Genomic DNA, 24,105 nt, shown 5'->3' with positions numbered 1-24,105 from the left:
CTGCAGATTGACGATTCGCACCATCAATCTTGGCGCCTCGGCGCCGGGGCCAGAAGGTGGGAAGTCCCTTCGTATTCGCTAAAAGTCGCGCAGGTTGGCCGGAGGCTTGCGGAATCACTGCTGAATCGCTATCAAGCAAAGCACTCAAATCTCACGGAAGTACTGGATCCGGAGGTGGTGGAAGCAGCCTGCCTTGGCCATGATCTAGGTCATCCGCCATTTGGACACGTAGCGGATCATCGGCTTTGTGAGCTGGCTGAGCAGCATGGCCTAGATGATGGATTTGAAGGGAATGCACAGACCTTTCGCATCATTAGCAGACTAGCTACTCGACGCGATCATCGAGGCTTAGGCCTGGATTTAACCAGAGCCACGCTTGCTGCATTGGCAAAATATCCGTGGGAGCGCTCAAAGAAAAATACTTCCGGCGCCAAGAGTAGAAAACGTCGCCAGAAGTTCTCTTTTTACGCCGATGACCGAGATGCGGCGGAGTTCGTGCTTGCAGGACTATCAGACGGCGATCGCTCTCTAGAATGCGCTGTGATGGACCTTGCCGACTCCATCACATATTCTGTACATGACCTTGAGGACTTTTACCGTGCCGGCTTAATTCCGGTGGAACGACTTTTACGCAACAAGCAATACCGCCGAAGTTTCTTGGATCGATGGAAGGCGGATGAGCCAGACAAGGAAAGCCAGATTTACGCTCAGTCTGACGATGTCTGGGACATGGACGAAGGGACATTCGGCGGCTTGCTATATATGCTTGTTGCTGACGGAGCAGAGCCGGGATCGCGTCGAGAGTTAATGCTGATGGACGGCTTTAGATCAGCCGCCATCACTCAATACATAAATGGCATAACTCTAGAGGTGGACAAAGGCGTTTTCATCGTGAAGATGAAACATGAGCTTGAGCACCAGTGCAGATTGATGCAGAGACTCATCTGGCACTATGTGATATTGACGCCCAGACTTGCCACCCAACAAGCCGGCCAAATCAAGATCATTGACGACCTATTTGAATACTTCCGCAAGAGCCTTGCTGGAAAACAACCTCGCCTTGATCGAATACCCAATAGATTTCGAGAGCAAGCGGAAGAGGCGGCAAATATAGCCAAGGCACAACATGCCGACGACGAACATCCTGCCTGCTGTATCCGGCTAGCCATTGATATCGTGGCTTCCTTGACCGAGGCGGAAGCAATGGTTCTGCACAGGAAGATCTCCGGATATAACGGAGGCTCGGTTCTGGACGTAATAAACCGCTAGTTTGCGGGCAGCGAACGTCGCCTCGAGTATCTTGCGCACCGAGCGCCGGCAAGCCTAGCCCTATAGTGCGCCGCCATGGCGCCTGCTTCGGCGCCTCGCTCTGCGAGGAGGCCGTTTGATCCGACGTCTGCTGACTGCCGCGCTGCTGCTTGTGCAGCTTGCGAGCCATGCCGCCCAGCCCCTGAACCCCGCCTGCGCCGCGCAAGCCCGTGACCGCAGCGTCCGCGAGCAGGGCTTCGTGGCCATCAACGGCATCCCGCAATGGCTGACCATCACCGGCCGGGACTGCCGCAAGCCGGTGCTGCTCTTCATCCACGGCGGCCCGGGCAATCCGATCAGCCCGTTTGCCGACGCCCTCTATGGCGCCTGGGCCCAGGACTTCACCCTGGTGCAATGGGACCAGCGCGGCGCCGGCCGCACCTATGGCCGCAACCTGCCGGTGCGCGAGCTCGAGCCGCGCGAGTTCGAGAACACGCCGCTGACGCTGTCCCTGATGGCGGCTGACGGCATCGCCGTGGCCGAATACCTGGAGCAGCGACTGGGGCACACCAAGCTCATCCTGACCGGCAGCTCCTGGGGCTCGGCCCTGGCCGTGGAGATGGCCCACCTCAGGCCCGAGCTCTTCCATGCCTATGTCGGTGTGTCGCAGCTGGTCGGGCCGCCGGACCTTACGGCCAGCCATGCGCTCGCGCTGCAGCGCGCCAGGGAACTCGGCGATCAGGCCGCCATCGAAACGCTGCGATCCCTCGGCGCGCCGCCTTGGCAGAACCCGCGCAACTTCGGCCAGCTGCGCCGCATCGTGCGCCGCTACGAAGCCCTGCGCACCGATCCCGGCCCTGACTGGCGCCCCGCGGCGGGCTACGCCGGCGCGCAAGACCAGACCGCCTACGAGGCCGGCGAGGATTTCTCCTTCCTGAAGTTCGTCGGCTTCAAGGGTGACGGCATGCTGTGGCAGCTGGCGCTGCAGGAACAGCGCACGCGGCTGCGGCTGCCGGTCTTCCTCATCCAGGGCGAGGAAGACCTGCTGACGCCGCCGGCGGTGACGCGGGCCTGGTTCGACAGCCTCCAGGCACCGCGCAAGAAGCTGGTGACGGTGCCCCGGGCCGGCCACGATCCGAACGGGCCGCTGCTGGATGCGCAGTACCGCCTGCTGCGGGATGAGGTCATCCCGCTGGCGCGCTGAACTCAGCCCTCGCGCCTGACGCACCAGGCCTGCACCACCGCCCAGCTCAGCTCGGGCACGATGAACAGCAGCAGCACCGGCGCGCCGGTCTGCATCCAGGCCCAGGCCATCCAGGTACCGAACAGGATCCGTCCCGCCGCGTCGTAGCGGCCGAGCTGCACCGTCGGCCCGCGCAGCCGCAGCACCGCCCAGACCAGCACGATGCTGCCCATCAGCAGCGCGAACAGGGTCTGCACGGCATCGAAGGCCGGCAGCGGCTGACCGCCCAGGGCCTGGTTGAGGGCGCTGAGCTGGGCGCGATTCAAGTCGAAGGTCCAGGGCGTGGCGAAGGGCGCGGTGACGACGAGGTCGTAGAGGGCGCTGAACCAGACGACGCGCAGGAAACCCGAGTTGCTGAAGGCAGGCATGGACAGACACGAAATGAGAAAGTGCCGCCATGCTCGACCCTGGACCACACTCCAGGGTCAAGCTCTTTCTCTCCCCATCGCTCATGAAGATCGGCGCCCTTTCCGAACTGACCGGCCTGAGCCGCGACAGCCTGCGCTTCTACGAAAAGCGCGGCCTGCTGCAAGCCCGCCGCAGCGAGAACGGCTACCGCGACTACCCCGAGGAAGCCGTGCAATGGCTGGGCTATGTGCGTACGGCCCAGCAGCTCGGCTTCACGCTCGCCGAGATCGCAGCCGACCTGCCGCTGCTGGCCCAAGGTGAGGACACCGGCCCGGCGCTGCGGGCGACACTGGCGCGCAAGCTGGCGGACATCGACGAGCGCATTGCCGCCTTGCAGGGGCTGCGTACCGAATTGGCGACCCGGTTGGCTGACACCCCCGAGGCCGGCGCGAGTTGCCCGCTGCGGCCTGAGCGGCGTTAAGCGGCCGGGGGACGCATGCCGCCCCGCGCGAAGATTTCGCGCAGCACGGCAGCGCCGTAATGGTGGTTCATGTGGAAGAAGTCGTCGCGCGGCGACACCTCGAACTTCTCGTTCTGCAACCAGACCGAGTCCTTGCAGAACTCCGGGGGCGTGAACAGTTCATCGACGATCAGCGGCGCCGGGCCGTCGACGATCGAGACCCCCTGCTGGCGCACGGCCTGCAAGGCCGTCAGGTAGTAGCGCGCTTCCGGCACATGGTCGCCACCGGCGTGCATGCGCTGGATCAGCCGGATATAGAACTCCCAGGCCTCCGAGTCGCTGCCTTCGGACGCGAGCAGGCCCGCGCTGGGCCGCGGGTCGGCCACCAGGAACACCGGCTTGCGCGTCAGTTGGTACAAGGCTGTGGTCAGCCGGTAGGCATAGCTGGTACGGAACAGTTCCGTCAGCGACTCGACCAGGCAGTCCACGCTGATGAGCACATTCTCGTCGTCGTGGGCCTGCTCGTCGGTGCGGAACAGCGTGTAGAGATTGATGGCCTGGGTGATGCTGACGCCGCCCTGGACGATGAAGCCGTCATGGGCGTCGATGTCGATGTGGGTCTGGCCGCCGGAGGTCAGGCGGTAGTAGTAGCTGACATCCCGGCTGGTCGGCACGATGCTGCGGCCCTGCAGGGCCAGGTGCTTGATGCTTTCCTCGTTGGCATTCAGGTTGGGAGCACCGAAGAAGGCCAGCTGGACACCCGGCCATTGCGCGGCCATGGCTTCCCAGCCACTCTTCAGCGCCCCGATGTGGGAGGTTCCGATGCAACAGAGCTTCGTCATTTGGCGAATGCCTCAAGCAGGGCGTCTTCGCAGGCCGGATCGAACTGGACTGCCGGTACCGCGGCTACCGGCGCGGCAGCCTGTCCTATGGGGGGGCGGTGGGCTTGGAAGAAGGTCTTCATGACGAAATCGACACCGGCGGCGGCGACGGTCCTGAGGTTGGGGTCGAAGAAATAGCCCTTGAACACCGGCGAGGAAATCAGTTCGTAGGACGGGAAATAGTCGACATCGTCCAGCGTGCTCGCCAGCTCGCCGGCTGCCGCCCGCAAGACGGACTTGGAATAGCTGGTGGCGACCAGCACATGCTGAGAACTGGCCGTGGCCGTCAGCGGCACGGGCGATACCGTGAGCAGAAAGCGGCAGGCGGGGTTGAAGGCCTGCACCAGTGCGCGAAACGCCAGGAAGTCGGCCAGCGTCTGCGAGGCGGTGAAGTTGCGGAACTCGAGTTCGGCCTCGCCCGGGGGCTGCGCCACGGTGCCGGCCGCCGTGGGGTAGACCACGCCGTCGACCGGGTCCACCCAGGCTTCGGTCAGGCCCAGCGTGAAGACCAGCAGGTCCATCTGCTGCAGCATGGCCTTCACCTTGACCAGGTGGCTGCGCCGGTGGATCAGGACCTGCTCCGGCGTCGCGAATCCGTTGGGCTCGATCGCCGGGCGCAAGCCGTCGACATAAATCTCACCCCGCTTCCACACGCCGTTGATGGGGCTGAGCAGGCCCAGCGACTCCTGGGCCAGCTGCAACAGCTGCCGCGCCGTGTAGATGTTGCCGTAGCGGGCGGAGAACTGGCCAAACCCATAGGCGGTGTAGCGCTCCCGCTTCAGCCCCAGCGGCGGCGGCTCCATGTCCAGCACCTTGAAGCCATGCTGCGTCATGCGCTTCTGGATGTGCTGGGCGAAGCAGCTGCCCGCCGTGGCGATGCGGGTCTCGGCGGAGATGTCGAACTTCTTGACGTAGAGGTCGCGGATCTCCAGGGCGTGCGACTGCGCCACGCCGGTCTTCCAATAGCTTCGCTGGGGCAGGTTTTCGTAGGGAGAAGAAGACATAACAGCGCTCGGGCCTGAATGGCCGGCATTGTCCGCCGCGGCGCAAGGGTCGCGGGTCAGGCCCGGCGCCGACTAGTTCGATGCCGGCGGCTCCAGCATGAGCTCCAGGCCAAGGACGCGGCGTCCCGGCGCTTCCCAACGCTTCAGCGCCGCGCGCAAGCCCGCCTCATCGACGGCGGCTGCGCCCAGCACGCGCCGCGTGGCCCAGCTGTCGTCCGTGCCACCCTCTTGGTCATGGTGCTCGTGCGGCGTGCCTTCGCTGCAGGCTTTGCAGAGTATTCGAACGTTGGAAGTCCAATCCTCTACATGCCCCGCCGTCATCGCCAAGGCCTCATTGAGGGCATCGATACCAGTGGATGAATCGACATCGACTTCCAGCTCGAAGGTCGTCATGCGCGACGGCATATGCAGCTGCAGCACGTTGAACACGTTGTACTCACGGCCGCGCGAAGTCCGCGTCCCGGTCGGAGCGCCGTCGTGCAGCACGATGTCCTCGGCGCGATAGCCCGAAGAGGGATAGGGAATGTTTCCGATGCGCACGCGAACCGGATCGACACGCCGTCCCCAGACGACCTCGGCGTCTCCCTCGGGATTCAGACGCACCGGTGTGATGCCGAAGTCGTCCTCGATAGGCCCTTCGCCATCCATGACCTGGATGCCCAGGCGCTGCCAAGTAGCCCGAGCAGTGACCCAATCGCACAAAGCGGTGGCGGCGATGGCGAGATTCCAGTTGACCGCCTCGTCGTCCGGCGACAACTCGACGGCGCGTCGGTTGAACTCGAGCGACTGGGTCCACTCGCCGCGATATTTGTGGATGAGCCCGATGTTGTAGAGCGTGTCTGACCGCTTCGGATCGAGGGCCAATGCCTCGTGGTACAGGCGCAGAGCCTGGTCCTTGTCGTCAAGCGAGCTGGCCTTGCTGTGAAGCTTGCGCGCCCGCAGTCCGTCGATCAAACCCATCATGGGTTCCGCCGTGGAGTGCCCAACGAAGCTAGCCTCTGCGTCGCCAGCTCCAAGGTCTCGTCCCGCTTCGCGAAGCAGAACCTGACATGCCGCCTCTCCTGCGGCTGCTGGTAGAAGACCGACAGCGGGATGGCCGCGACACCGATCTCGGTGGTCAGCCATCGCGCGAAGTCCAACTCTGTCTTGTCCGAGACCGCGCTGTAGTCCACCGTCTGGAAATAGGTGCCTTCGCAGGGCAGCAGCTTCAGCGGCGTGGCGGCCAGGGCCGCACGGAAGCTGTCGCGCTTGGCCTGGTAGAAATCGCTCAGGCCCTGCCAAGGTGCCGGGTCGGCGAGATAGGCCGCAATCGCGTGCTGGGTCGGCGTGTGCACCGTGAACACCGTGTACTGGTGCAGACGGCGGAAGGCCGCGCTCAGGGCGGGCGGCGCGGCGACGAAGCCGACCTTCCAGCCCGTCACATGGAAGGTCTTGCCGAAGCTGCTGACCAGGAAGCTGCGCTCGCGCAGGGCCGGGTAGCGGGCCACGCTCTGGTGCGCCGCGCCGTCGAAGACCATGTGCTCGTAGACCTCGTCGCTGATGACGAAGAGGTCGTGCTGTTCGGCGATGCGTTCGAGTTCACGCAAGTCGTCCGCCGTGGCGACGCGGCCGCTGGGGTTGTGCGGCGTGTTCAGCACCAGGGCGCGCGTGCGTGGCGTGATGGCGGCCTGCACCGCCGCCCAGTCGATGCGGTAGTCCAGCGTCATCGGCACGCCCACCGGCACGGCGCCCGCCAGGCGGATGGCGGGGTCGTAGCTGTCGTAGGCCGGCTCGATGATGATGACCTCCTCGCCCGCGCCCACACAGCTGTGCAGGGCCGTGATCAGGCCTTGCGTGCCGCCCGCGGTGATGGTGATGTCGCGGTCCGCGTCGTAGGCCGAGCCGTAGAGGGCGTTGAGCTTGGTCGCAATGGCTTGACGCAGGGCCGGCACGCCCGTCATCGGTGGGTACTGGTTGTGGCCGGCGGCCATGGCGTCCGTAACGGCCTGCAGCAGGGCCGGGTCGGCCCCGAAGTCCGGGAAGCCCTGGCCGAGGTTGACGGCGCCATGCTTGGCGGCCAGGGCCGACATGACGGTGAAGATGGTGGTGCCGGTGTTGGGCAGCTTGGTGGGCAAGGCGGGCATGGTGCCCGCCATTTTGCAGGGCCGGCTCAGGCGGCCCGGACGGCCTCGGTGCGCGGCGTGTGGTCGCCGCCGCACTGCTCGAAGGCGTCCAGTGCGCGGGCCGCATACATCAGCGACGGACCACCGCCCATGTAGACGCTGACGGCCAGCATCTCCTCGAACTCGGCGCGCCTGCAGCCGAGCTTGACCAGGGCTTCCGCGTGGAAGGCCAGGCAGGCATCGCAGCGCGCCGCGATGCCCACGGCCATCGCGATCAGCTCCTTGGTCTTGCGGTCCAGCGCGCCGTCGCGCAGGGCCGCCTGGGAGAGCTGCGCGAAGCCGCGCATGGTGTCCGGGATGTCGGCACGCAGCTGGGACAGCGTGCCCGAGATGTCGTTGGCGAGGGCGCGGAAGTTGGTGCTCATCAAGGCCTCCTCAGGTCAGTCGGCCCTCATGCTGCGCCCGGCGACAGCGCGGCGCCTTGACCTGACTCAAACCCCGCGCACCGGCCCGCCGAGCAGGCAACGCCGCGCCGCCAGGCCGATAGGGAAGCCGAACAGGAAGCAATGCGCCGCGATGGCCGCGGCATCGATGCGCGGCGGCCAGAACGGCGTGTGCAGGGCCGACAGCGGCAGCACGACGTTGTTCATGCCGAAATAGACGACGAAGCCAAGCCCCAAGCCGGCGGCCGTCGCGTTGCGCAGCAGGGCGGGCAGGCGCAGGGCGACGATGCAGAAGAGGGCCGCCCAGATCAGCGCGATACCGTAGTGCAGGGCGACGCCCAGCGCAAAGGTGGCTGGCCCGCCGGCAAAGGCGGCCTCGCGGCCGATGAGCCCGCCCGCCACGCCCTGGAAGACCTTGAGCTGCATGCCGTAGTAGCTCAGCGCGAAGACGAGGTCGCCCGTGCCGGCCAGCAGGCCACCCCAGACGATGGCACGGGTCAAGGGTTTCATGCGGGCGGGCCTTTCAGTTCGACGACGTTGGCTTCGGGGTCGCTGAGGTAGATGGAAGGGCCTTCGCCCTCGGCGCCATAGCGGCTCTCGGTCTTGCCGGCATCGACGCCATGCGCCGCCAGGTGGGCGCGGATGGCGCCGGCGTCGAAGGGCTCGACGCGCAGGCAGAAGTGATCCATGTTGCGGCCCTCGGCCCCGGGCGCGGCCCCACCCATGCGGCCGAGCTTGCCGTCCACCGGCACGAGGTCGATCAGCGAGCGCCCGGCGCGCAGTTGCACCAGGCCGATCTCGTCCTGGCGGCGCTCCACCGAGCAACCGAGCACGTCGACATAGAAACGGGTCATCGCATCGCGATCGATGACGCGCAGCACGAGGTGATCAAGGCCTTGCAGCTTCAACATGGGCAACCGTCTCCTTCGGGTTGCGCAGCATCATGCCGCGGCGGCCCCATGCCGAAAGTGACGACGGGTTTGTCCCGAGTAACGAAAGCGCCTGCCCACGCTCAATAGCGACATGCAAGCCCCGCAGGCCCTTTCACCATGCTGCCCGACATGAGCTGGCTCACGCGCCTCGGCTTTGTCGCCCCGGCCGCCTCAGCAGCGGGCGACGAGGCCCTGCTGATGGCCCGCCTGGCCGACGGCGACGCCGAGGCCCTGGCCCTGGTCTACCGGCGCGAGAGCGGCTCGGTCTACCGCTACGCCCTGGCCCTGGCCGGCGACGAGGCCGCCGCGCTGGACGCGGTGCAGGAGGCCTTCGCCCAGCTGCTGCGCGGATCGCAGGGCTTCAATGCAAGCCGCGGCTCGCTGGGCGCCTATCTCGCCGGCATGGCCCGGCACCAGTTGCTGAACCAATGGCGCGACGCGCGCCGCCACATCCCGCTGGACGAGTCCATGGACGCCGACGAAGCGGCCGAGGCCATGCCGGCCAGTGACGCGCGGCTGAGCCGGTCGCAGCAGCAGGACGGCCTCTGGGCCGCCATCCGACGCCTCAGCTGGCCGCAGCGTGAGGCCATCGTGCTGGTGGACCTGCAGGAGCGCAGCTACGAAGACGCCGCCGCGATTGCGGGCGTGAGCGTCGACACGCTGCGGACCCGCCTGCACCGCGCCCGCCAGCGCCTGGCCGACCTGCTGGCCGTGGGAGAACGATCATGAGCCTCGACAACGACACCCCCGACTGGCTGCGGCCGGCCCGCGACGAGTTCGCCCGCCTGCAGCCGGGCGCCGAGCAGGACGCCGCCCTGCTGGCCCGGCTGACCGAGCAGCAGCATCTGCAGCGCGCCCGCCGCATCGCCGCCGAGAGGGCCGAAGCCCATGAGCCACGCTGGCTGCGCCGCCTGGCCCGGGGCAGCGGCGCCCTGGGCGCCGCCGCCGCCGCGCTGCTGACCGCCATGCTGCTGCTGGACCCGCCCGGCACCCAGACCGCCCAGGCGGCGCCCGCCAGCAGCGGCTTCATCCCGCTGGTGCCCGAAGGCGAGTTCCGCGCTGCGCTGTCGGCGCCCCGCAGCGCCGCCGTCTGGCTGCAGCCCACCGAACTGCCGCGCGAGCGCCTGGCCCTGCTGGGCCTGCCTTTCGACGCCGCCCGCGCCGACGAGACGGTGCGCGCCGAGCTGATGCTGAACCCGAGCGGCCAGGTGCTGGCCGTGCGCATCCTGAATTGATCTGGAGAACGACATGAAGAGACCTCTCACTGCCCTGACACTGGTCGCCGTCGCCGCCTCGGCCACCGCGCTGGAGGCCGACCGCGTGATCGAGCGCGACATCGAACGTGAGGTCGAACGCAGCGTGCAGCTGGCCCTGTCCGACATGCCGGTGCGCATGGCCATGGGCGACCAGGCCCTGGCCTTCGCCGGCCGCGAGCTGGAGAGCGAACGCGTCGTCAAGGGAGCGCCCTATTGCGCCACGGCCGTGCACGAGAACGTGCAGACCCTGGCCGACGGCAACCGCATCGTGCGCAAGCAGCAGAGCCAGCTCTGCCGCGACGGCGAGGGCCGCACGCGGCGCGAGGTGCAGCGCGAGGGCGGGCCCAAGGTCGTCTACCTGAACGATCCGGTCGCCAAGGAGGCCTGGGTCATCTACCCCGACCAGAAGCGCGTGCAGCGGCTGCGCACGTCGGCGACCTGGGCACCCGGCGCCGATGCCGTCGCCCATGACGCCTGGGAGGCCTCGATGCGGGACTGGGGCGAACGCATGAAGGAGCAGGCCGCGCGCTGGAAGGAGTGGGGCGGCCGCGTGGCCGAGCAGGCCCGCAGCGCGGATGCGGAGCGCGTGCGTGCCCGCGCGCTGGCGGGTGAGCCGGGCATCGTCATCGAGCGTGAAGTCGTCGTGCCGCCGCTGCCGCCCGCGCCCGGCGCCAGCGCCGTCGTGGAGCGCCGCCGCGAGCTGCGCGTCATCCGCGCCAGCGAACTGCCCGCCCCGCCGGCCATGCCCGCCCCGCCAACGCCCATGACGGCACCCACGCCGCCGCTGCCACCCGTGCCCCTGCTGCTGCAGGCTCCCCTGCTGCCGCGCGAGGGCGGCACGACGACGGTGCTGCCCGCCAAGGAGATCGAGGGCATCAAGGTGACGGGCGAGCGCACGACCTGGACCATTGAAGCCGGCAAGATCGGCAACGAGAAGCCCATCGTCAGCAGCCGCGAGGTCTGGCGCAGTCCCGAGCTGATGCTGACTCTCATGAGCCGCGACGCCGACCCGCGCATGGGCGAGCAGAACTACCGCCTGGAGAAGGTCAAGCGCGGCGAGCCCGACCCGGCGCTGATGAAGCCGCCGGCGGAGTACACCGAAAGCCCGCGGCGCAGCGCCAAGCCTCCGGCGAGTGCGCCCAAGGCATCCTGAACGCTCAAGCGGCGTTCAGCACCCCAGTGAAGAACTTCTCGCCGCTGACGCGCGGCTTGTAGGCCGACACGGCCTTGGCAATGGCCGCGATGTGGTCGGGCGTGGTGCCGCAGCAGCCGCCGGCGATGTTCAGGAAGCCGGCCTGGGCGAACTCGCCCACCAGGCGCGCCGTCACGTCCGGCGTCTCGTCGAAGCCGGTGTCGCTCATCGGGTTGGGCAGGCCGGCATTGGGATAGCAGCTGACCGCGACCTCGCCGGCGACCTTGGACAGTTCCTCGATATAGGGCCGCATCAGCGTCGCCCCGAGGGCGCAATTCAGGCCGATGGCGATGGGACGCGCATGGCGCACCGAGTGCCAGAACGCCGTCACCGTCTGGCCCGACAGGATGCGGCCGGATGCGTCGGTCACCGTGCCGGAGATGATGACGGGCAGGCGCTCGCCGCTGTCCTCCATCAGCTCGTCCAGCGCAAAGATGGCGGCCTTGGCGTTCAGCGTGTCGAAGATGGTCTCGACGAGGAAGAGGTCGCAGCCACCGTCCATCAAGCCCTTGGCCTGCTCGTAGTAGGCGGCGCGCAAGGTGTCGAAGTCGATGTTGCGGGCACCAGGGTCGTTCACGTCCGGGGAGATGGAAGCGGTGCGCGGCGTGGGGCCGAGGGCGCCGGCGACATAGCGGGGCTTGTCGGGCGTCGAGTATTTGTCGCAGGCGGCGCGGGCGATCTGGGCGGCGACGAGGTTCATCTCGTAGGCCAGCTCGGGCAGGTCGTAGTCTTCCTGGGCGACCGAGGTGGCGCCGAAGGTGTTGGTCTCGATGAGGTCGGCGCCGGCGGCCAGGTATTGCTCGTGGATCTCGCGGATGACGTCGGGGCGCGTGAACAGCAGCAACTCGTTGTTGCCCTTGAGGTCCTTGCCATGGTCCTTGAAGCGCTCGCCGCGGTAGTCGGCCTCGCCGAGCTTGTAGCGCTGGATCATGGTGCCCATCGCGCCGTCGAGCACGGCAATGCGGTTCTGCAGCAGGGCAGGCAGGTCTTGGGCGCGGGTGTAGGCAATGGACTTCATGATTGGCCTATTTTCGCAGCCTCCGCAATGGCCTCGCCCAGCTGGGCGCATGAAGCCTTGCCGCCCAGATCGGGAGTTCTCGGCGCGGCGGGGTCGGCGAGCACGCTTTCGATGGCTGCCATGACGGCGTCATGGGCGGCGCGGTGGCCGAGGAAGTCCAGCATCATGGCGCCGGCCCAGATCTGGCCGATGGGGTTGGCGATGCCTTTGCCCGCGATGTCCGGCGCCGAACCGTGCACCGGCTCGAAGAGGCTGGGCCATTCCCGCGTCGGGTTCAGGTTGGCCGAGGGCGCGACGGCGATGGTGCCGGTGCAGGCGGGGCCGAGGTCGGACAGGATGTCGCCGAAGAGGTTGCTGGCCACCACCACGTCGAAATGCTGCGGTCGCTGGACGAAATGGGCGCAGAGGATGTCGATGTGGAACTTGTCGACGGCCACGCCCGGGAACTGCGCGGCCATGGCTTCGACGCGCTCGTCCCAGTAGGGCATGGTGATGGCGATGCCGTTGCTCTTGGTGGCCGACGTGAGCCTGGCGCGCGGCCGTGAAGCCGCCAACTCGAAGGCGAAGCGCAGCACGCGGTCGATGCCGATGCGGCTCATGACCGTCTCCTGCAGCACGATCTCGCGCTCGGTGCCGGCATACATGCGGCCGCCGACGCTGGAGTACTCGCCCTCGGTGTTCTCGCGGACTATCCACATGTCGATGTCGCCGGGGGCACGCCCCGCCAGCGGCGAGCGCACGCCGGGCAACAGGCGGGCCGGGCGCAGGTTCACGTACTGGTCGAATTCGCGGCGGAACTTCAGCAGCGAGCCCCACAGGCTGACATGGTCGGGCACGGTGGCCGGCCAGCCGACCGCACCGAAGAAGATGGCGTCATGACCGCCGATCTGGGCCTTCCAGTCGTCCGGCATCATCTGGCCATGCTGCTCGTAGTAGCGGCAGTCGGCGAAATGGAATTCGTCGAACTGCAGGGCCAGGCCGAAGCGCTCGGCCACGGCGCGCAGCACGCGCAGGCCTTCGGGCATGACCTCCTGGCCAATGCCGTCGCCGGCGATCACGGCAATCTTCTGCATCACGCGTCCTTGAAGAAATCTGCCGCCTCGGCCAGCACCACCTCGGGCACCTCCTCGGCGATGTAGTGGCCGCTGTCCACGGCTCGGCCGCTGCAGTGCTCGGCCGCGGCCTGCCAAAGCGCGAGAGGCTCGAAGCAGTGACCGACCACGCCGTTGGCGCCCCAGAGCACGCGCAGCGGCTGAGTGAGGCGACGGCCCGCTGAGCGGTCGGTGCGGTCATGCGCCAGGTCGATGCCGGCGCCGGCGCGGTAGTCGGCGCAGACGGCCGCCGCCGTACCCGGGCGGGCGAAGCAGCGCTCGTACTCGGCCCAGGCCGCGGGGTCGAAGAAGCCACCGCGCCGGCCCATGCCGTCGCGCAGATAGGCCCGCGGGTCGGCCTCGATGAGGCGCTCAGGCAGAGGCGCCGGCTGGATCAGGAAGAACCAGTGCCAGTAGGCGCGGGCAAAGGCTTCGGTCGTGCCTTCGTACATGGCCAGCGTGGGCGCGATGTCCAGCAGCATCAGCCGCGTGACGGCCCGCGGATGGTCCAGGGCCATGCGGTGGGCGACGCGCGCGCCGCGGTCATGGGCCAGCACGGCGAAGCGCTCGTGGCCGAGAGACTGCATCAGCGCGACCGCGTCCTTGGCCATCTCGCGTTTGGCATAGGCGGCACTGCCATCGCCGGCCGGCGGGCGGTCGCTGTCGCCGTAGCCGCGCAGGTCCATCAGCACCACGCGGCGGTCCTGGGCCAGCGCCGGCGCGACGCGATGCCACATCGCCATGGTCTGCGGGTGGCCGTGCAGAAGCAGCAAGGGCGGCCTGCCGGACTCCGACGGGCCGCCCTGGCGGGCGAACAGCGTGACGCCGTCACGCTGAAACGTTAGCGGTTGGAAGTCGGTCCACATGTTGACCGATTCTGCCGCGCCCTTCATTCTCGCAGGCCGAGCGCTGGGCCTGCCATGGGCCAGAGGCCCATGGCCTTCCGTAGGCACAAGCAGTCCGCAGGGACTGCTTGTGTCCGACTCCAGTTCACCGAGCCGGCCCGCTATGGCGATGTGCTTGCGGCTCAATGCAGCAAGCATCGCCGTCCCCTCGGGGGCTGAGGCCGGACATGGTGAGCCCTGCGGGCTCGCCATGCCTGCCGAAGCGCTGCGGCCTGTGGCCGCGGCGTGGTCCCGGCCAGCCGCACCGCGTTCAGCGGCGTGCGGCTGGACGAGGGGCTTCATCTCACGCCGTGCGCAGGAAGTAGAGGTTGCTGCTGCCACGCGCCAGCAGCACGAAGCCGCGCAGGGCGGGGATGTAGCGAAGGCGGTTGTGCACGCCGCTGCCGTTGTCGGGCGTGGGCGCGATCTTCAGGCTGCCGCCATTGAGCAGGCTCATGTCCCAGACGTTGCTGTCGTTCGGCGTGATGACGTAGACGCGACCCGCCGCTTCACCCTGGCCGCTGTAGAACAGGAAGCGGTCACCGTCGGGGTCGTAGTCCAGCGCGGCATAGCTGGGCTTCTCGTTCTGCCATTGCGTCAGCGCGCTGCTGGCGTTGAAGCTGACGGCGATCTGCTGGCTGCTGCCCAGCGGGATGCGGCTGGCCACGAGGCGCTGCGGATCGAAACTCTGGCCGTCGCCCCATTGCAGGCAGAACATCTGGTTGCGGCGGGCGTCGAAGGCCATGGGCCAGCGCACCGCGTCACCGAGGGGGTTGGAGACGAGGTCCGTCCACTTCTTGTCAACGGGCGACCATTTCTTCAGGCCGGTGCTGATGACCTCGCCGGTGGCACGGATCTGCGCGGCGCCGTAGTAGCCCGAGGGCATGTCGGCCCAGGTGCCGGCCTTGTCCCAGGTGTTGGTGTCCAGGTTGAAGGCATCGACCTTGGCGAAGTCATAGGACGCACCGTAGGCACCGCGCGCGCCAAACAGCATCAGGCGATTGACCTGCGGAATGAAATGGGAGGAGCTGTAGAGGTGGCGCGACGAGGGCATGCCATCGGCGTAGTAGGCGACGTTCTGCGCCACGGTCTTGCTCGGTGCGAGGCGCTGCTTCCAGGTCGGCGTATCCGATGCAAGGCCGATGGAGACGACGCGGTTGTCGAAGGAGTCGGTATGGCCACCGGCCGCCGCGATGATGATTTCGCTGGTGCGGTCGTTGACGGCGAAGCCGCTGTAGGCGTCGATCGCCGCGCCGCCGGCGCCGGCCGTGCCGGGGATCTCGAACCAGGTGTTCAAGGGCTTGCCGGCCAGCCAGGCTGGCATGACCCGCGCCGGCGCCACCGCCCAGACCGGCGCGGTGTTGAAGGCGTCGCGCAGGGCCGGGTAGTTGCTGGCCGAAATGAGGCGCTGGTAGGCGGTGGCGGCACCGTCGACGCCATGCCGGACTGCGTAGGCCATGGCCGTCGTCAGATTGCCCCAGGCCGCGCGGTCGCCCGGCATGATCTCGCCGGCGAGCTTGCCTTCGACGGTGCCGAACCAGGACGGCACGCTGGCATAGCTGGCGAGGTAGACGGCCGCATCGTTGGGCAACCAGGGACCCTTGCCGGTCTTGAAGTCGGGCACCGCGACGGGCGTGATGCTCATCGTGTAGACGGCCGCATTGATGTACCAGAAGCCGGTGGATGGCCCCAGGCGCATGACGGCGCTGCGCGCCTTCCAGCGGAAGAAGGCGTCATGCTTGGCCTCCACGGCGGCGGACACCGGCAGGCCCATGGCCAGTGAATAGCCGAAGGCGGCGGTGACGAAGTCCTGCTGCCAGACCGCGCCGAACTGCATGATGTTCTCGTAGCCCTCGCCCGGCTGGACCCAGCCATAGGGGTTGTTGGGCTGAGCGACGTAGACGGCGTGGAAATCCTCGATGTTGGACTGCACGCAGTTGATGAACTCCTGGCGCAGCACGGTGTCGTCGTCCGGCGTCACGGTCAGCGCCTGCGTCAGCGCGCGCCACTGCCAGGCCGCGGAACGGGTCTGCCAGCCGCCGAAGCAGGACTGCACCAGGCCTAGCGAGCCGCGGCGCATATTGGGCTCGTCGGCCTTGCTCAGGTAGTTCAGCGTGGCGGCGAACTGCACCTGCTCCATGAAGTACCAGCGCCCCGTGACCAGATAGGCCATATAGCCCACCGACGGGCTGTGGGCGCAGTCCCAGCGCGGTGACTGCGTGCCGGCAGGCTGAGGCGTGAACTGGCTGCGCGTTGAACTGCCGAGGTCACTGACGCGGCTGTCCTTGTGCAACACCAGGTTGGGGTACTGGGAAAAGCGGATCGGGCGCTGCGTCTTCTCGTCGCGGTAGAACAGCGGATAGCGGCCGGCCGCGAAGCCGTTGCGGACGACGGCCGCGTAGGTGTTGCTGCTTTCGCAGGTCAGATAGAGCGCGTCATGCATCGGCAGCAGGCCGATGGGCTCCTGGTAGCCCGTGGCCGCCATCGAGTCGCCCGCGTAGGTGAAGTTGGCCTTGTCCAGCGGCGTGTAGCTGGTCACCAGCCACTGGGCCTGAGCGCCATTGGCATCGACCCGCGCGCTGTAGGTCGGCACCTGCTCGGTCGCCTGCAGATAGGCCAGGTCGTGGCGCGGCGTCACGTCGGGGTCGGTACCCAGCCAGTAAGACAGGACCGTGCCGCTGATCAGCGGCGTGCGGCAGTGGTGGGGCAGGTCGATGGCGGCCGAGAAGCGCTGCGTGCCGTTGATCTTGAAGGTATAGGTCGCGGCCTTGTTGGTCGGGCCGGCCACCATCAGATAGCCGTTCTCGATCCAGGGCAGCACCTCGACGGCACCACCGGCGAACAGGCGCACCTCCAGCCAGGCCGTCAGATGGGCGTCGCTGCCCACCGGCTTGCGGAAGATCCAGGACGACATCTGCGCGCCGCTGACCCAGGTCTGGAAGGGCGCATCCCATTCGGCGGCGCCAAAGCTGGCGCTGCCCAGGGTGCCGGCACCGACCTCGGCCGTGATGCCGGTCTTCTTCAGGTCGGCCAGGCCCAACGGCGTCCCCGTGGCGGCAGCCGTGGCGCGCCGCAGGCGCACCGTTTGCAGCGTGTTGGCCGTCAGGTCGGCAAAGCCGGCCAGGTGCGCGAATTTCAACGAGCCGTCGGGCCAGGTCGTGCGTGAGATGACCTGCAGGGCGCTCAGATTCGAGGCCACGGTGCTGCCAGCGGGAATGTCGCCACGCTTGAAGACGAAGCCCAGGCTGAAGGGCGCCTTGACCTGGGTCTTGCTGCTGAGCAGACTGAACTGCATGGCGCCGGTGAACAGGCCCAGCGTGGGGGTTGCCACCGGGGCGGGCACGGGCGCCGGGGCGGGAGCAGGCGCCGGGGCGGGCGCCGGCGGGGGAGGGGGAGGGGGCGTGCTGGGCAGGGGGCGCAGCACGCCGGCTGCTTCCGCGGTCGGGGCATCGGCGGCCTGTGCCACGGCCTCGCCCCCACCACCCCCGCAACCGACCAAGGGAATGGAGCCACTCAGGGCGGCGGAATACTGGAGGAACTTACGGCGTTGGGGGGCATTCATGGCAAAGCGATCCTTTGCAGCGCGGGTCGCTGCACTTCGGTACTACGGGGCGGCCTAGGGAGCGGGGCGGATTCTGAGGTCAAGCGTTGACCGGACCGTGGCGAAACGTTACGGGCTGGGGAGGCTGCAAGGTATAAGTTTGGGTTATGTGATTCGACCTTCGCTGCCCTTGCCGCGGCGGGTTGGGCTCCAAACAATTCCCGCCCGTTCTTCCTCTGAAAAACCCCCTGTCATGAAGCTCTCGTACGTCGCCCTGCTGACCGCTTTCGCATTGGCCGGAGCGCCCGCCGCACAGGCCCAGGGCAAGCCCCTGATCTACTGTGCTGACGCCAGTCCGGAAGGCTTTGACCCAGGAATGTGGGACAGCGCTAGCACCAACATCGTCGGCGCCCAGATGTTCGACGGCCTGCTCGGCTTCAAACGCCCCACGACGGAACTCGTTCCCAAGCTCGCCACCAGCTGGGAAATCTCGCCCGACGCGAGGAGCGTCATTTTCAAATTGCGGGAAGGCGTCAAGTTCCACAGCACCCCCTGGTTCAAGCCATCCCGCGACCTCAATGCAGATGATGTGCTGTTCACTTTTCAACGCTTCATCGACCCCAACCACCCGTTCAACAAGGCGTTTCCGGCAAATTTCATCTACCCGCAGAACCTCGGCCTGGCCAAGTTGATCGAGGGCATCGACAAGATCGATGACCGCACAATTCGTTTCCGCCTTCGTCAGCCCAATGTGACATTCGTCGCAAACTTCGCCTTCGCCTGGGCAGGCATCCAGTCGGCCGAGTACGCGGCCCAGTTGCTGAAGGACGGCAAGGCCTCGCAGATCAATGTGCAGCCGGTCGGCACGGGCCCCTTCAAGTTCAAAAGCTATGCCAAGGACGATGTGCTGCGCATGGAGGCCCATCCCGACTACTGGGGCGGCAGGCAGCCCACGCCGATGCTGGTCTTCAGCATCAGCCGCGAACCCAATGTGCGGGTGCAGAAGATCGCCGCCGGCGAATGCCATGTGACGGCCGCTCTGCGCGACGTCGACATCGCCGGGCTGGCCAACAACCCCAATGTCAGCATCGAGAAGATCCAGGCCCTCAACATCTCCTACCTGAGCTTCAACCTGAAGAAGCCGCCCACCGACAAGCGCGAGGTGCGCGAGGCCCTGGACATCGCCGTCGACCGTGACGCCATCTTCAAGGCGCTGTTCCCGCGCGGCGACGCCATGCAGGCCGTCAGCGCCTTCCCGCCCGCCATCCCCGGCTACAACAAGAAGCTGAAGAACGAGTTCGACCCGGCCAAGGCCAAGGCCCTGCTGGCCAAGGCCGGCTATCCGAGCGGCTTCGAGATCGACCTCTGGGCCCTGCCGGTGCAGCGCCCCACCAACCCCAACGGCCAGCTGATGGCCCAGCTCATTCAGCAGGACTGGGCCAAGATCGGCGTCAAGGTCCACATCAAGACCTATGAGTGGGGCGAGTACCTCAAGCGCGCCAACAACGGCGAGCACAACGTCTACATGAGCGGCTGGAGCGGCGAGACCGGCGACGCCGACGACTTCCTGACGCCCAACCTCAGCTGCGCGGCCAACAAGAACGGCATCAAGTTCTGCAATGCCGAGTTCGAGAAGCTCATCGACGAAGCCCGTGCAACGCCGGATCAGAAGAAGCGCATCGCCATGTATGAGAAGGCCCAGGAGATCTTCAAGCACGAGCGGCCCTGGATCACGATGGCGCACTCCACCGTCTACATCCCCATCCGCAAGGACGTCGTCGGCTTCAAGATGGCGCCCAACGGCTCGGTGGACTTCGAAGGCGTCTACCGGAAATGAGACTCAGACACATCGAGGTCTTCCACGCCATCATGCAGGCCGGCACCATCAGCGGTGCCGCCCAGCTGCTGCACATCTCCCAGCCGGCCGTCACCAAGGTGCTGCAGCACTGCGAGCTGCAGCTCGGCATGCCGCTGTTCGACCGCGTGCGCGGCAAGCTCTATCCGACGCCCGAGGCCCAGCGCCTCTTCGTCGAGATCGACAAGCTCAACCGCGACCTCGTCGGCATCCGGCGCCTGGCGGCCAACCTGAAGAGCGGCGAGAGCGAGCAGGTGCGCCTCGTCGCCACGCCGGCCCTGGCCATGGCCATCGTGCCCGCGGCCATGACGCCCTGGTGCAAGGCTTATCCCAACGCCAACTGCTCGCTGGCCACCCATCACACGCGCGAGATCGTGACGGCCCTGCTGCTGGGCGAGGCCGACCTGGCCCTTTCGCTGCAGGACCCGCGCCATCCGGGCATCAAGGCCGAAGCCATCGCCGGCGGCATGATGGTGGCCCTGTGCCCGCTGGGCAGCCCCGAGGCCAGGGGCGAAGGGCCGCTGGGCCTGGCCGACATCCGCACCGAGATCGTCGGCCTGCAGAGCGACGACCCGCTGGCCGGCCTGCTCCACCATGCCGGCGAGGCTCTCGGCCAGCCGCTGGCCAGCCGCATCACGGTGCAGACCTACCAGCTGGCCCGCGCCCTCGTCGAGGCCGGTGTCGGCATGACGCTGGTGGACCCCTTTACCGCTGCCAGCGCGGATGCCAGCAAGCTGCGCGTGCGTCCACTGTCGCCGGCCGTGCCCGTGCAGCTCTATCTGCTCAGCGCCGCCAGCGCGCCGCTGGGCCAGGCCTCGCGCCGCCTCGTCAAGTTCATCACCGCGGCCGCCCACGAACATCTCGCTCGCCTGCCGTGATCCAGATCGAAGACATTGCCTCGCATCCGGACTTCCGTCCGCTGGCCTCGCTGCAGCATGGCATCGCCGTCGACCTGCGCTATGCCACGGCCGACAACTTCGTCGGCCATTCGGTCTATGCCGGCATCGACTGCGCCTGGCTGCGCCGCGAGGCCGCCGACGCCCTCGAGCACGCCGCCGCCTGGCTGGCCGAACGCCGTCCCGGCTACCGCCTGCTGGTGCTGGACGCGCTGCGCCCGCAACGCGTGCAGCAGCGTCTGTGGGACGAACTGCAGGGCACGCCGCTGACGATGTACCTCGCCAACCCTGAGCGCGGCTCCATCCACAGCTTCGGCATGGCCGTCGACCTGACCCTGCTGGACCCCCAAGGCCGCGAGGTCGACATGGGCAGCGGCTTCGACGAGATGACGCTGACCTCCCACCCCGACCACGAGGCCGAGCATCTGGCCCTGGGTGCCCTCCAGTCCGAACACCTGGTCGAGCGCGGCTGGCTGCGGGTGGCCATGCGCGAGGCCGGCTTTCACGGCATCACCACCGAGTGGTGGCATTTCGATTTCGGCGACCGCGTGGCGGTGCGCAGGGACCTGCCCAGGGTTCTCTAAAGCGCCTTCTGCATGAAGACGCTCAGCGGATGGTCGGCGTAGTCGCCGTAGGGACCGCAGCGTCGATAGCCGCAAGCGGCGTACAGGCCCAGGGCCTCGGGCTGATAGGGGCCGGTCTCGAGCGCGACGGTCCGGCAGCCCCTGGCAGCCGCCTCGGACTCCAGCAAATTCAGCAGACGCCGGCCCAAGCCATGACCGCGGGCGCGCGGGCTGACGAACATGCGCTTGAGTTCGCCGAACTGCTCTTCCAGCACGATGGCCCCGCAAGCGACCGCCTGGCTTGCCTCGTCGCGCGCCACCGCAAACAGCACCTGAGGCTGCTTCAGCGAGGCCAGGTCCAGCGCATAGCGGGCCTCGGGCGGGTAGAGCGAGTCCTGATAGGCATCCAGCTCGGTGATGAGGGCAATGACGTCGGGTTGGTCGGGGGATTCGAGGGCGATACGCATGGCTGGACTATGCCCGGTGCCGCCTCGCCAGCTGGCTCGCCCAGGCGACGATGCGCTCGCGCAGCGCCGGCGGCTCCAGGGCCTCCACCTCGGGCGCCAGCGACATCACCAGCCGCGCGGCCTGCTCCAGGCTTTCGATGGGCAGGCGAAGCGTGGCCCAGGCCTGGGCGCCCTCCGGTTTCTCCACCACCGCCGCTGCCACCGCCTGGGCGGCATAGCGGCCCTTTTCGGCCAGCCGCCGCCGCCCCTCGGCGGTGACGCGCAGCACGGCCACCTCGGGCCGCAGCTCGCGCTCGAAGCGCTGCAACGAGGCCTGCCACCAGTTCGCCAGTTCGAAGTCCGCGGGCCGCTCGAAGACCTCTTCGCCCACCGACAAGGACAGCACATTGGCGACCTTCAGGGTCATCGTGCGCACACCGGAACGCATGACGGCATACCAGCCGCCGCCCTTGAGCACCAGGCCCAGGGGATCGGCCTTCCAATGGCGCTCGCCCTTCCAGCTCAGATAGTCCAGCTCGACGCGGCGGCATTCCAGCACCGCCTGGGCCAGGGTCGGCAGATGGGCGGCCGGTTCGCCGCCCTGGTACCAATCCATCGGGTCCACATGCAGACGCGCCTGGAGTCGCCCCGCCAGCGCGGCCGACTCACCCGGCAAAGCCGACTGCAGCTTGAGCCTCAGCCGCTGCGACGCGCCACCCAGCCCCAGCTCGCTGGCCGCACCCGGCAGCCCGAGCAGCGGCAAGGCCTGGGCCTCGTCGCCGAGCAGGCCGTTGAGCCGCGTCGCGAATGAACCCTCGCGCAGCTTGAAGCCGCCGCCGCGGCCGCGCTCGGCATAGACGGGCACGCCGGCAGCCGACAGCTCGTCGATGTCGCGCAGGATGGTGCGCACCGACACCTCGAACTCGCGCGCCAGCGCCGGCGCCGTGATCTGCGGGCGCAGCTGCAGCAGGATCAGGATGGACAGCAGTCGGCTGGCGCGCATGCCGTGGATGATGCTTTGCAATACATGACGCCGATTGTCATGTCATGCCCGGCGGCATGCGCCATCCCGCGGCCTAGGCAGCCCCGAGACGCTGCCGCAACCGCGGTGCCGCGTAGTCCAGGAAGGCGCGGCATTTCATCGGCAGCCGCCCCTGGCCCGGGTAGACCAGGCTCGCCGGCACCGGCGCCGGCTCGTGGGCCCGCAGCAGCCGTTCCAGCGTGCCGGCCTGCACGGCGTCGGCCACCTGGTAAGACAGCACGCGGGCCACGCCCAGCCCCATCTGCGCGGCCGAGACGGCGGCTTCGGCCGTGGTGGCCGTCAGGCGCGAGCGGATCTCGACGGTCTCCTCCGGGAACACCCAGCGGCTGGCCGACATCAGGCCCTCGAAGCTGATGCAGGCATGCCGGGCCAGGTCGGCTGGCACCTCCGGCCGACCATAGGCGGCGAGGTAGGCGGGGCTGGCGCAGACGACGCGGCGGATCTCGCCGACCTTGGTGGCGACCAGGCTGCCATCGGCCAGCTCGCCGATGCGCAGGGCCAGATCCACATGCTCCTCCAGCAGGTTGACGACGCGGTCGGCCTGGATGAGGCGCACGTCCACGTCCGGGAACTCGCGCAGGAATTCGACGATGACGGGCAGCAGATGCAGCCGCCCGAATACGATGGGCGCCGAGATGACAAGGCGGCCGTGGGGCCGGGTGTAGGCGCCGGCCGCGGCGCGTTCGGCCTCGTCCACCTGCTCCAGGATCTGCCGGCTGGCCTCCAGGTAGTCGCGTCCGGCGTCGGTCAACTCCAGGCGGCGCGTGGAGCGGGCGATCAGGCGGGTCTTGAGCTGGGCCTCCAGCAGCGCGAGCTTGCGGCTGACGGTCGCCAGCGGCTGCTCCAGGCGCCGCGCGGCGGCCGAGAGGCTGCCTGCTTCGGCAATCGCCACGAACACCGACATCGCTTCGAAGCGGTCCATCGACTAACTATTCCAAATTTCGGTAGAAATATTCCGAATCCTGCCGTCTAGTGCGATTTGATGCAAGTTTCTACATTCTCGTCACCGGCAGGCCACCGGCCCGAAACACCACCCACCCCATACCCAGGACCCCACCATGACCCGCATCACCACCCCCGCCTCCATCGACGCCGCCCCTGAGGCCGCCCGCCCCCTGCTGGAAGCCGTCAACAAGCAGATCGGCTCCGTGCCCAATCTGTTCCGCCTGGTGGCCAACAGCCCGGCCGCCCTGGAAGGCTATCTCGGCATGTCCGGCGCGCTGGCCAAGGGCCGGCTGCCGGCCCAGACCCGCGAGCGCATCGCGCTGGCCGTGGCCCAGATCAACGCCTGCGGCTACTGCCTGGCGGCCCACACCTTCATGGGCAGCAACCTGGCCAAGCTGAGCGACGCCGAGATCGCCGCCAACCGCGCCGGCCGCTCCAACGACGCCAAGGCCGACGCCGCCGTGCGCTTCGCCGCCAGCGTGGCCACCCAGCGCGGCCATGTGTCGGACGCCGAGGTCGCCGCCGTGCGCGCCGCCGGCTATGACGACGCGCAGATCGTCGAGATCGTCCAGCACGTCGCGCTGAACACCTGGACCAACTACATCAACGAGGTCGCCAAGACGGTGATCGACTTCCCCGAGGCGCTGCCGCTGGCCGCCTGACCCACCGGCTGTCTCTTATACACATCACCGAGCCCACGAGACTAAGGCGAATC

Annotated in this window: 25 protein-coding genes; 10 read left to right on the top strand and 15 right to left on the bottom strand. The window is 67.8% G+C overall.

Going from position 1 to position 24,105, the window contains the following annotated elements:
• Together dgt and AC3WOE_RS18570 are read left to right on the top strand one after the other, a co-directional pair.
• On the top strand, positions 1-1,269 hold a 1,269-nt coding region (dgt, locus tag AC3WOE_RS18575; protein WP_492692516.1), incomplete at its 5' end, for a dGTP triphosphohydrolase.
• A gap of 115 nt (positions 1,270-1,384) precedes the next feature.
• Positions 1,385-2,452: an alpha/beta fold hydrolase gene (locus AC3WOE_RS18570; RefSeq protein ID WP_492692514.1), complete on the top strand. Its 1,068-nt coding sequence runs from the start codon at positions 1,385-1,387 to the stop codon at positions 2,450-2,452.
• Positions 2,453-2,454: 2 nt separating this feature from the next.
• On the opposite strand, the gene AC3WOE_RS18565 is transcribed toward AC3WOE_RS18570, so the two are convergent.
• On the bottom strand, positions 2,455-2,859 hold the full coding sequence (locus tag AC3WOE_RS18565) for a hypothetical protein (RefSeq protein ID WP_492692512.1): 405 nt from the start codon (positions 2,857-2,859) through the stop codon (positions 2,455-2,457).
• Between the two features lie 83 nt (positions 2,860-2,942).
• On the opposite strand from AC3WOE_RS18565, the gene AC3WOE_RS18560 reads away from it, so the two are divergent.
• Positions 2,943-3,320 (top strand): MerR family transcriptional regulator, encoded by a 378-nt coding sequence (locus AC3WOE_RS18560; protein ID WP_492692510.1) that lies wholly within the window; start codon positions 2,943-2,945, stop codon positions 3,318-3,320.
• Here the strand turns inward: AC3WOE_RS18560 and AC3WOE_RS18555 are convergent.
• From AC3WOE_RS18555 to AC3WOE_RS18525, 7 genes are all read right to left on the bottom strand, one after another.
• Positions 3,317-4,141 (bottom strand): hypothetical protein, encoded by an 825-nt coding sequence (locus AC3WOE_RS18555; protein WP_492692509.1) that lies wholly within the window; start codon positions 4,139-4,141, stop codon positions 3,317-3,319. The two genes, AC3WOE_RS18560 and AC3WOE_RS18555, sit on opposite strands and share 4 nt — an antisense overlap.
• Positions 4,138-5,184: a GSCFA domain-containing protein gene (locus AC3WOE_RS18550; protein WP_492692507.1), complete on the bottom strand. Its 1,047-nt coding sequence runs from the start codon at positions 5,182-5,184 to the stop codon at positions 4,138-4,140. Before AC3WOE_RS18550 ends, AC3WOE_RS18555 begins: the two co-directional genes overlap by 4 nt.
• A 72-nt stretch (positions 5,185-5,256) precedes the next feature.
• A complete protein-coding gene (locus AC3WOE_RS18545; RefSeq protein WP_492692505.1) occupies positions 5,257-6,147 on the bottom strand; it encodes a tetratricopeptide repeat protein in 891 nt (296 codons plus the stop codon).
• On the bottom strand, positions 6,144-7,307 hold the full coding sequence (locus tag AC3WOE_RS18540; RefSeq protein WP_492692504.1) for a methionine aminotransferase: 1,164 nt from the start codon (positions 7,305-7,307) through the stop codon (positions 6,144-6,146). Before AC3WOE_RS18540 ends, AC3WOE_RS18545 begins: the two co-directional genes overlap by 4 nt.
• A 26-nt stretch (positions 7,308-7,333) precedes the next feature.
• Complete coding sequence (locus tag AC3WOE_RS18535) at positions 7,334-7,711, bottom strand: carboxymuconolactone decarboxylase family protein (RefSeq protein ID WP_492692502.1); 378 nt, start codon at positions 7,709-7,711, stop codon at positions 7,334-7,336.
• Positions 7,712-7,777: 66 nt separating this feature from the next.
• Positions 7,778-8,239 (bottom strand): hypothetical protein, encoded by a 462-nt coding sequence (locus AC3WOE_RS18530; protein WP_492692500.1) that lies wholly within the window; start codon positions 8,237-8,239, stop codon positions 7,778-7,780.
• Positions 8,236-8,640: a VOC family protein gene (locus AC3WOE_RS18525; RefSeq protein ID WP_492692498.1), complete on the bottom strand. Its 405-nt coding sequence runs from the start codon at positions 8,638-8,640 to the stop codon at positions 8,236-8,238. The genes AC3WOE_RS18530 and AC3WOE_RS18525 overlap by 4 nt, the downstream gene beginning before the upstream one ends.
• Before the next feature lie 150 nt (positions 8,641-8,790).
• Between AC3WOE_RS18525 and AC3WOE_RS18520 the strand changes: the two genes are divergently transcribed.
• From AC3WOE_RS18520 to AC3WOE_RS18510, 3 genes are read left to right on the top strand one after another with little or no spacing between them, the layout of a single operon-like run.
• Positions 8,791-9,390, top strand: a complete 600-nt coding sequence (locus AC3WOE_RS18520; RefSeq protein WP_492692497.1) for an RNA polymerase sigma factor — start codon at positions 8,791-8,793, stop codon at positions 9,388-9,390.
• Entirely contained in the window at positions 9,387-9,896 is a 510-nt protein-coding gene (locus tag AC3WOE_RS18515; RefSeq protein ID WP_492692495.1) for a hypothetical protein, read from the top strand. Before AC3WOE_RS18520 ends, AC3WOE_RS18515 begins: the two co-directional genes overlap by 4 nt.
• Positions 9,897-9,909: 13 nt before the next feature.
• The gene (locus AC3WOE_RS18510) at positions 9,910-11,070 is read left to right on the top strand and encodes a hypothetical protein (protein ID WP_492692494.1); all 1,161 of its coding nucleotides are present in this window, start codon (positions 9,910-9,912) and stop codon (positions 11,068-11,070) included.
• Positions 11,071-11,074: 4 nt separating this feature from the next.
• Here AC3WOE_RS18510 and AC3WOE_RS18505 read toward each other — a convergent pair whose 3' ends face one another.
• The 4 genes from AC3WOE_RS18505 to AC3WOE_RS18490 form a co-directional block, all read right to left on the bottom strand.
• Entirely contained in the window at positions 11,075-12,127 is a 1,053-nt protein-coding gene (locus tag AC3WOE_RS18505; protein ID WP_492692492.1) for a homocysteine S-methyltransferase family protein, read from the bottom strand.
• Positions 12,124-13,200, bottom strand: a complete 1,077-nt coding sequence (locus tag AC3WOE_RS18500; protein WP_492692491.1) for a tartrate dehydrogenase — start codon at positions 13,198-13,200, stop codon at positions 12,124-12,126. The genes AC3WOE_RS18505 and AC3WOE_RS18500 overlap by 4 nt, the downstream gene beginning before the upstream one ends.
• Positions 13,200-14,084, bottom strand: coding sequence for an alpha/beta fold hydrolase (locus AC3WOE_RS18495; protein WP_492692489.1), 885 nt, complete (start codon positions 14,082-14,084; stop codon positions 13,200-13,202). The genes AC3WOE_RS18500 and AC3WOE_RS18495 overlap by 1 nt, the downstream gene beginning before the upstream one ends.
• Positions 14,085-14,406: 322 nt before the next feature.
• Entirely contained in the window at positions 14,407-17,664 is a 3,258-nt protein-coding gene (locus AC3WOE_RS18490; RefSeq protein WP_492692488.1) for a hypothetical protein, read from the bottom strand.
• Positions 17,665-17,896: 232 nt separating this feature from the next.
• On the opposite strand from AC3WOE_RS18490, the gene AC3WOE_RS18485 reads away from it, so the two are divergent.
• The 3 genes from AC3WOE_RS18485 to AC3WOE_RS18475 are packed head-to-tail and all read left to right on the top strand — an operon-like array spanning position 17,897 to position 20,978.
• Positions 17,897-19,480 (top strand): ABC transporter substrate-binding protein, encoded by a 1,584-nt coding sequence (locus AC3WOE_RS18485; protein ID WP_492692487.1) that lies wholly within the window; start codon positions 17,897-17,899, stop codon positions 19,478-19,480.
• Entirely contained in the window at positions 19,477-20,376 is a 900-nt protein-coding gene (locus AC3WOE_RS18480; RefSeq protein ID WP_492692485.1) for a LysR family transcriptional regulator, read from the top strand. Before AC3WOE_RS18485 ends, AC3WOE_RS18480 begins: the two co-directional genes overlap by 4 nt.
• Positions 20,373-20,978 carry a M15 family metallopeptidase gene (locus tag AC3WOE_RS18475; RefSeq protein WP_492692483.1) on the top strand — a complete coding sequence of 202 codons (606 nt, stop codon included), beginning with the start codon at positions 20,373-20,375 and terminating at the stop codon, positions 20,976-20,978. Before AC3WOE_RS18480 ends, AC3WOE_RS18475 begins: the two co-directional genes overlap by 4 nt.
• Here the strand turns inward: AC3WOE_RS18475 and AC3WOE_RS18470 are convergent.
• The 3 genes from AC3WOE_RS18470 to AC3WOE_RS18460 all read right to left on the bottom strand — a co-directional run bounded on the left by AC3WOE_RS18470 (position 20,975) and on the right by AC3WOE_RS18460 (position 23,367).
• A complete protein-coding gene (locus tag AC3WOE_RS18470) occupies positions 20,975-21,424 on the bottom strand; it encodes a GNAT family N-acetyltransferase (RefSeq protein ID WP_492692481.1) in 450 nt (149 codons plus the stop codon). The two genes, AC3WOE_RS18475 and AC3WOE_RS18470, sit on opposite strands and share 4 nt — an antisense overlap.
• A gap of 7 nt (positions 21,425-21,431) precedes the next feature.
• Positions 21,432-22,406 (bottom strand): helix-turn-helix transcriptional regulator, encoded by a 975-nt coding sequence (locus tag AC3WOE_RS18465; protein ID WP_492692480.1) that lies wholly within the window; start codon positions 22,404-22,406, stop codon positions 21,432-21,434.
• 73 nt (positions 22,407-22,479) lie between these two features.
• Positions 22,480-23,367, bottom strand: coding sequence for a LysR family transcriptional regulator (locus AC3WOE_RS18460; RefSeq protein ID WP_492692479.1), 888 nt, complete (start codon positions 23,365-23,367; stop codon positions 22,480-22,482).
• A 136-nt stretch (positions 23,368-23,503) separates the two neighbouring features.
• Here AC3WOE_RS18460 and AC3WOE_RS18455 point away from each other — a divergent pair, with 136 nt between their 5' ends.
• Positions 23,504-24,052: a carboxymuconolactone decarboxylase family protein gene (locus AC3WOE_RS18455; protein WP_492692477.1), complete on the top strand. Its 549-nt coding sequence runs from the start codon at positions 23,504-23,506 to the stop codon at positions 24,050-24,052.
• Positions 24,053-24,105: the final 53 nt, after the last annotated feature.

It is taken from the genome of Roseateles sp. FW305-36 (assembly GCF_058787015.1).
This window is presented reverse-complemented; position numbering and strand designations above follow the sequence as displayed.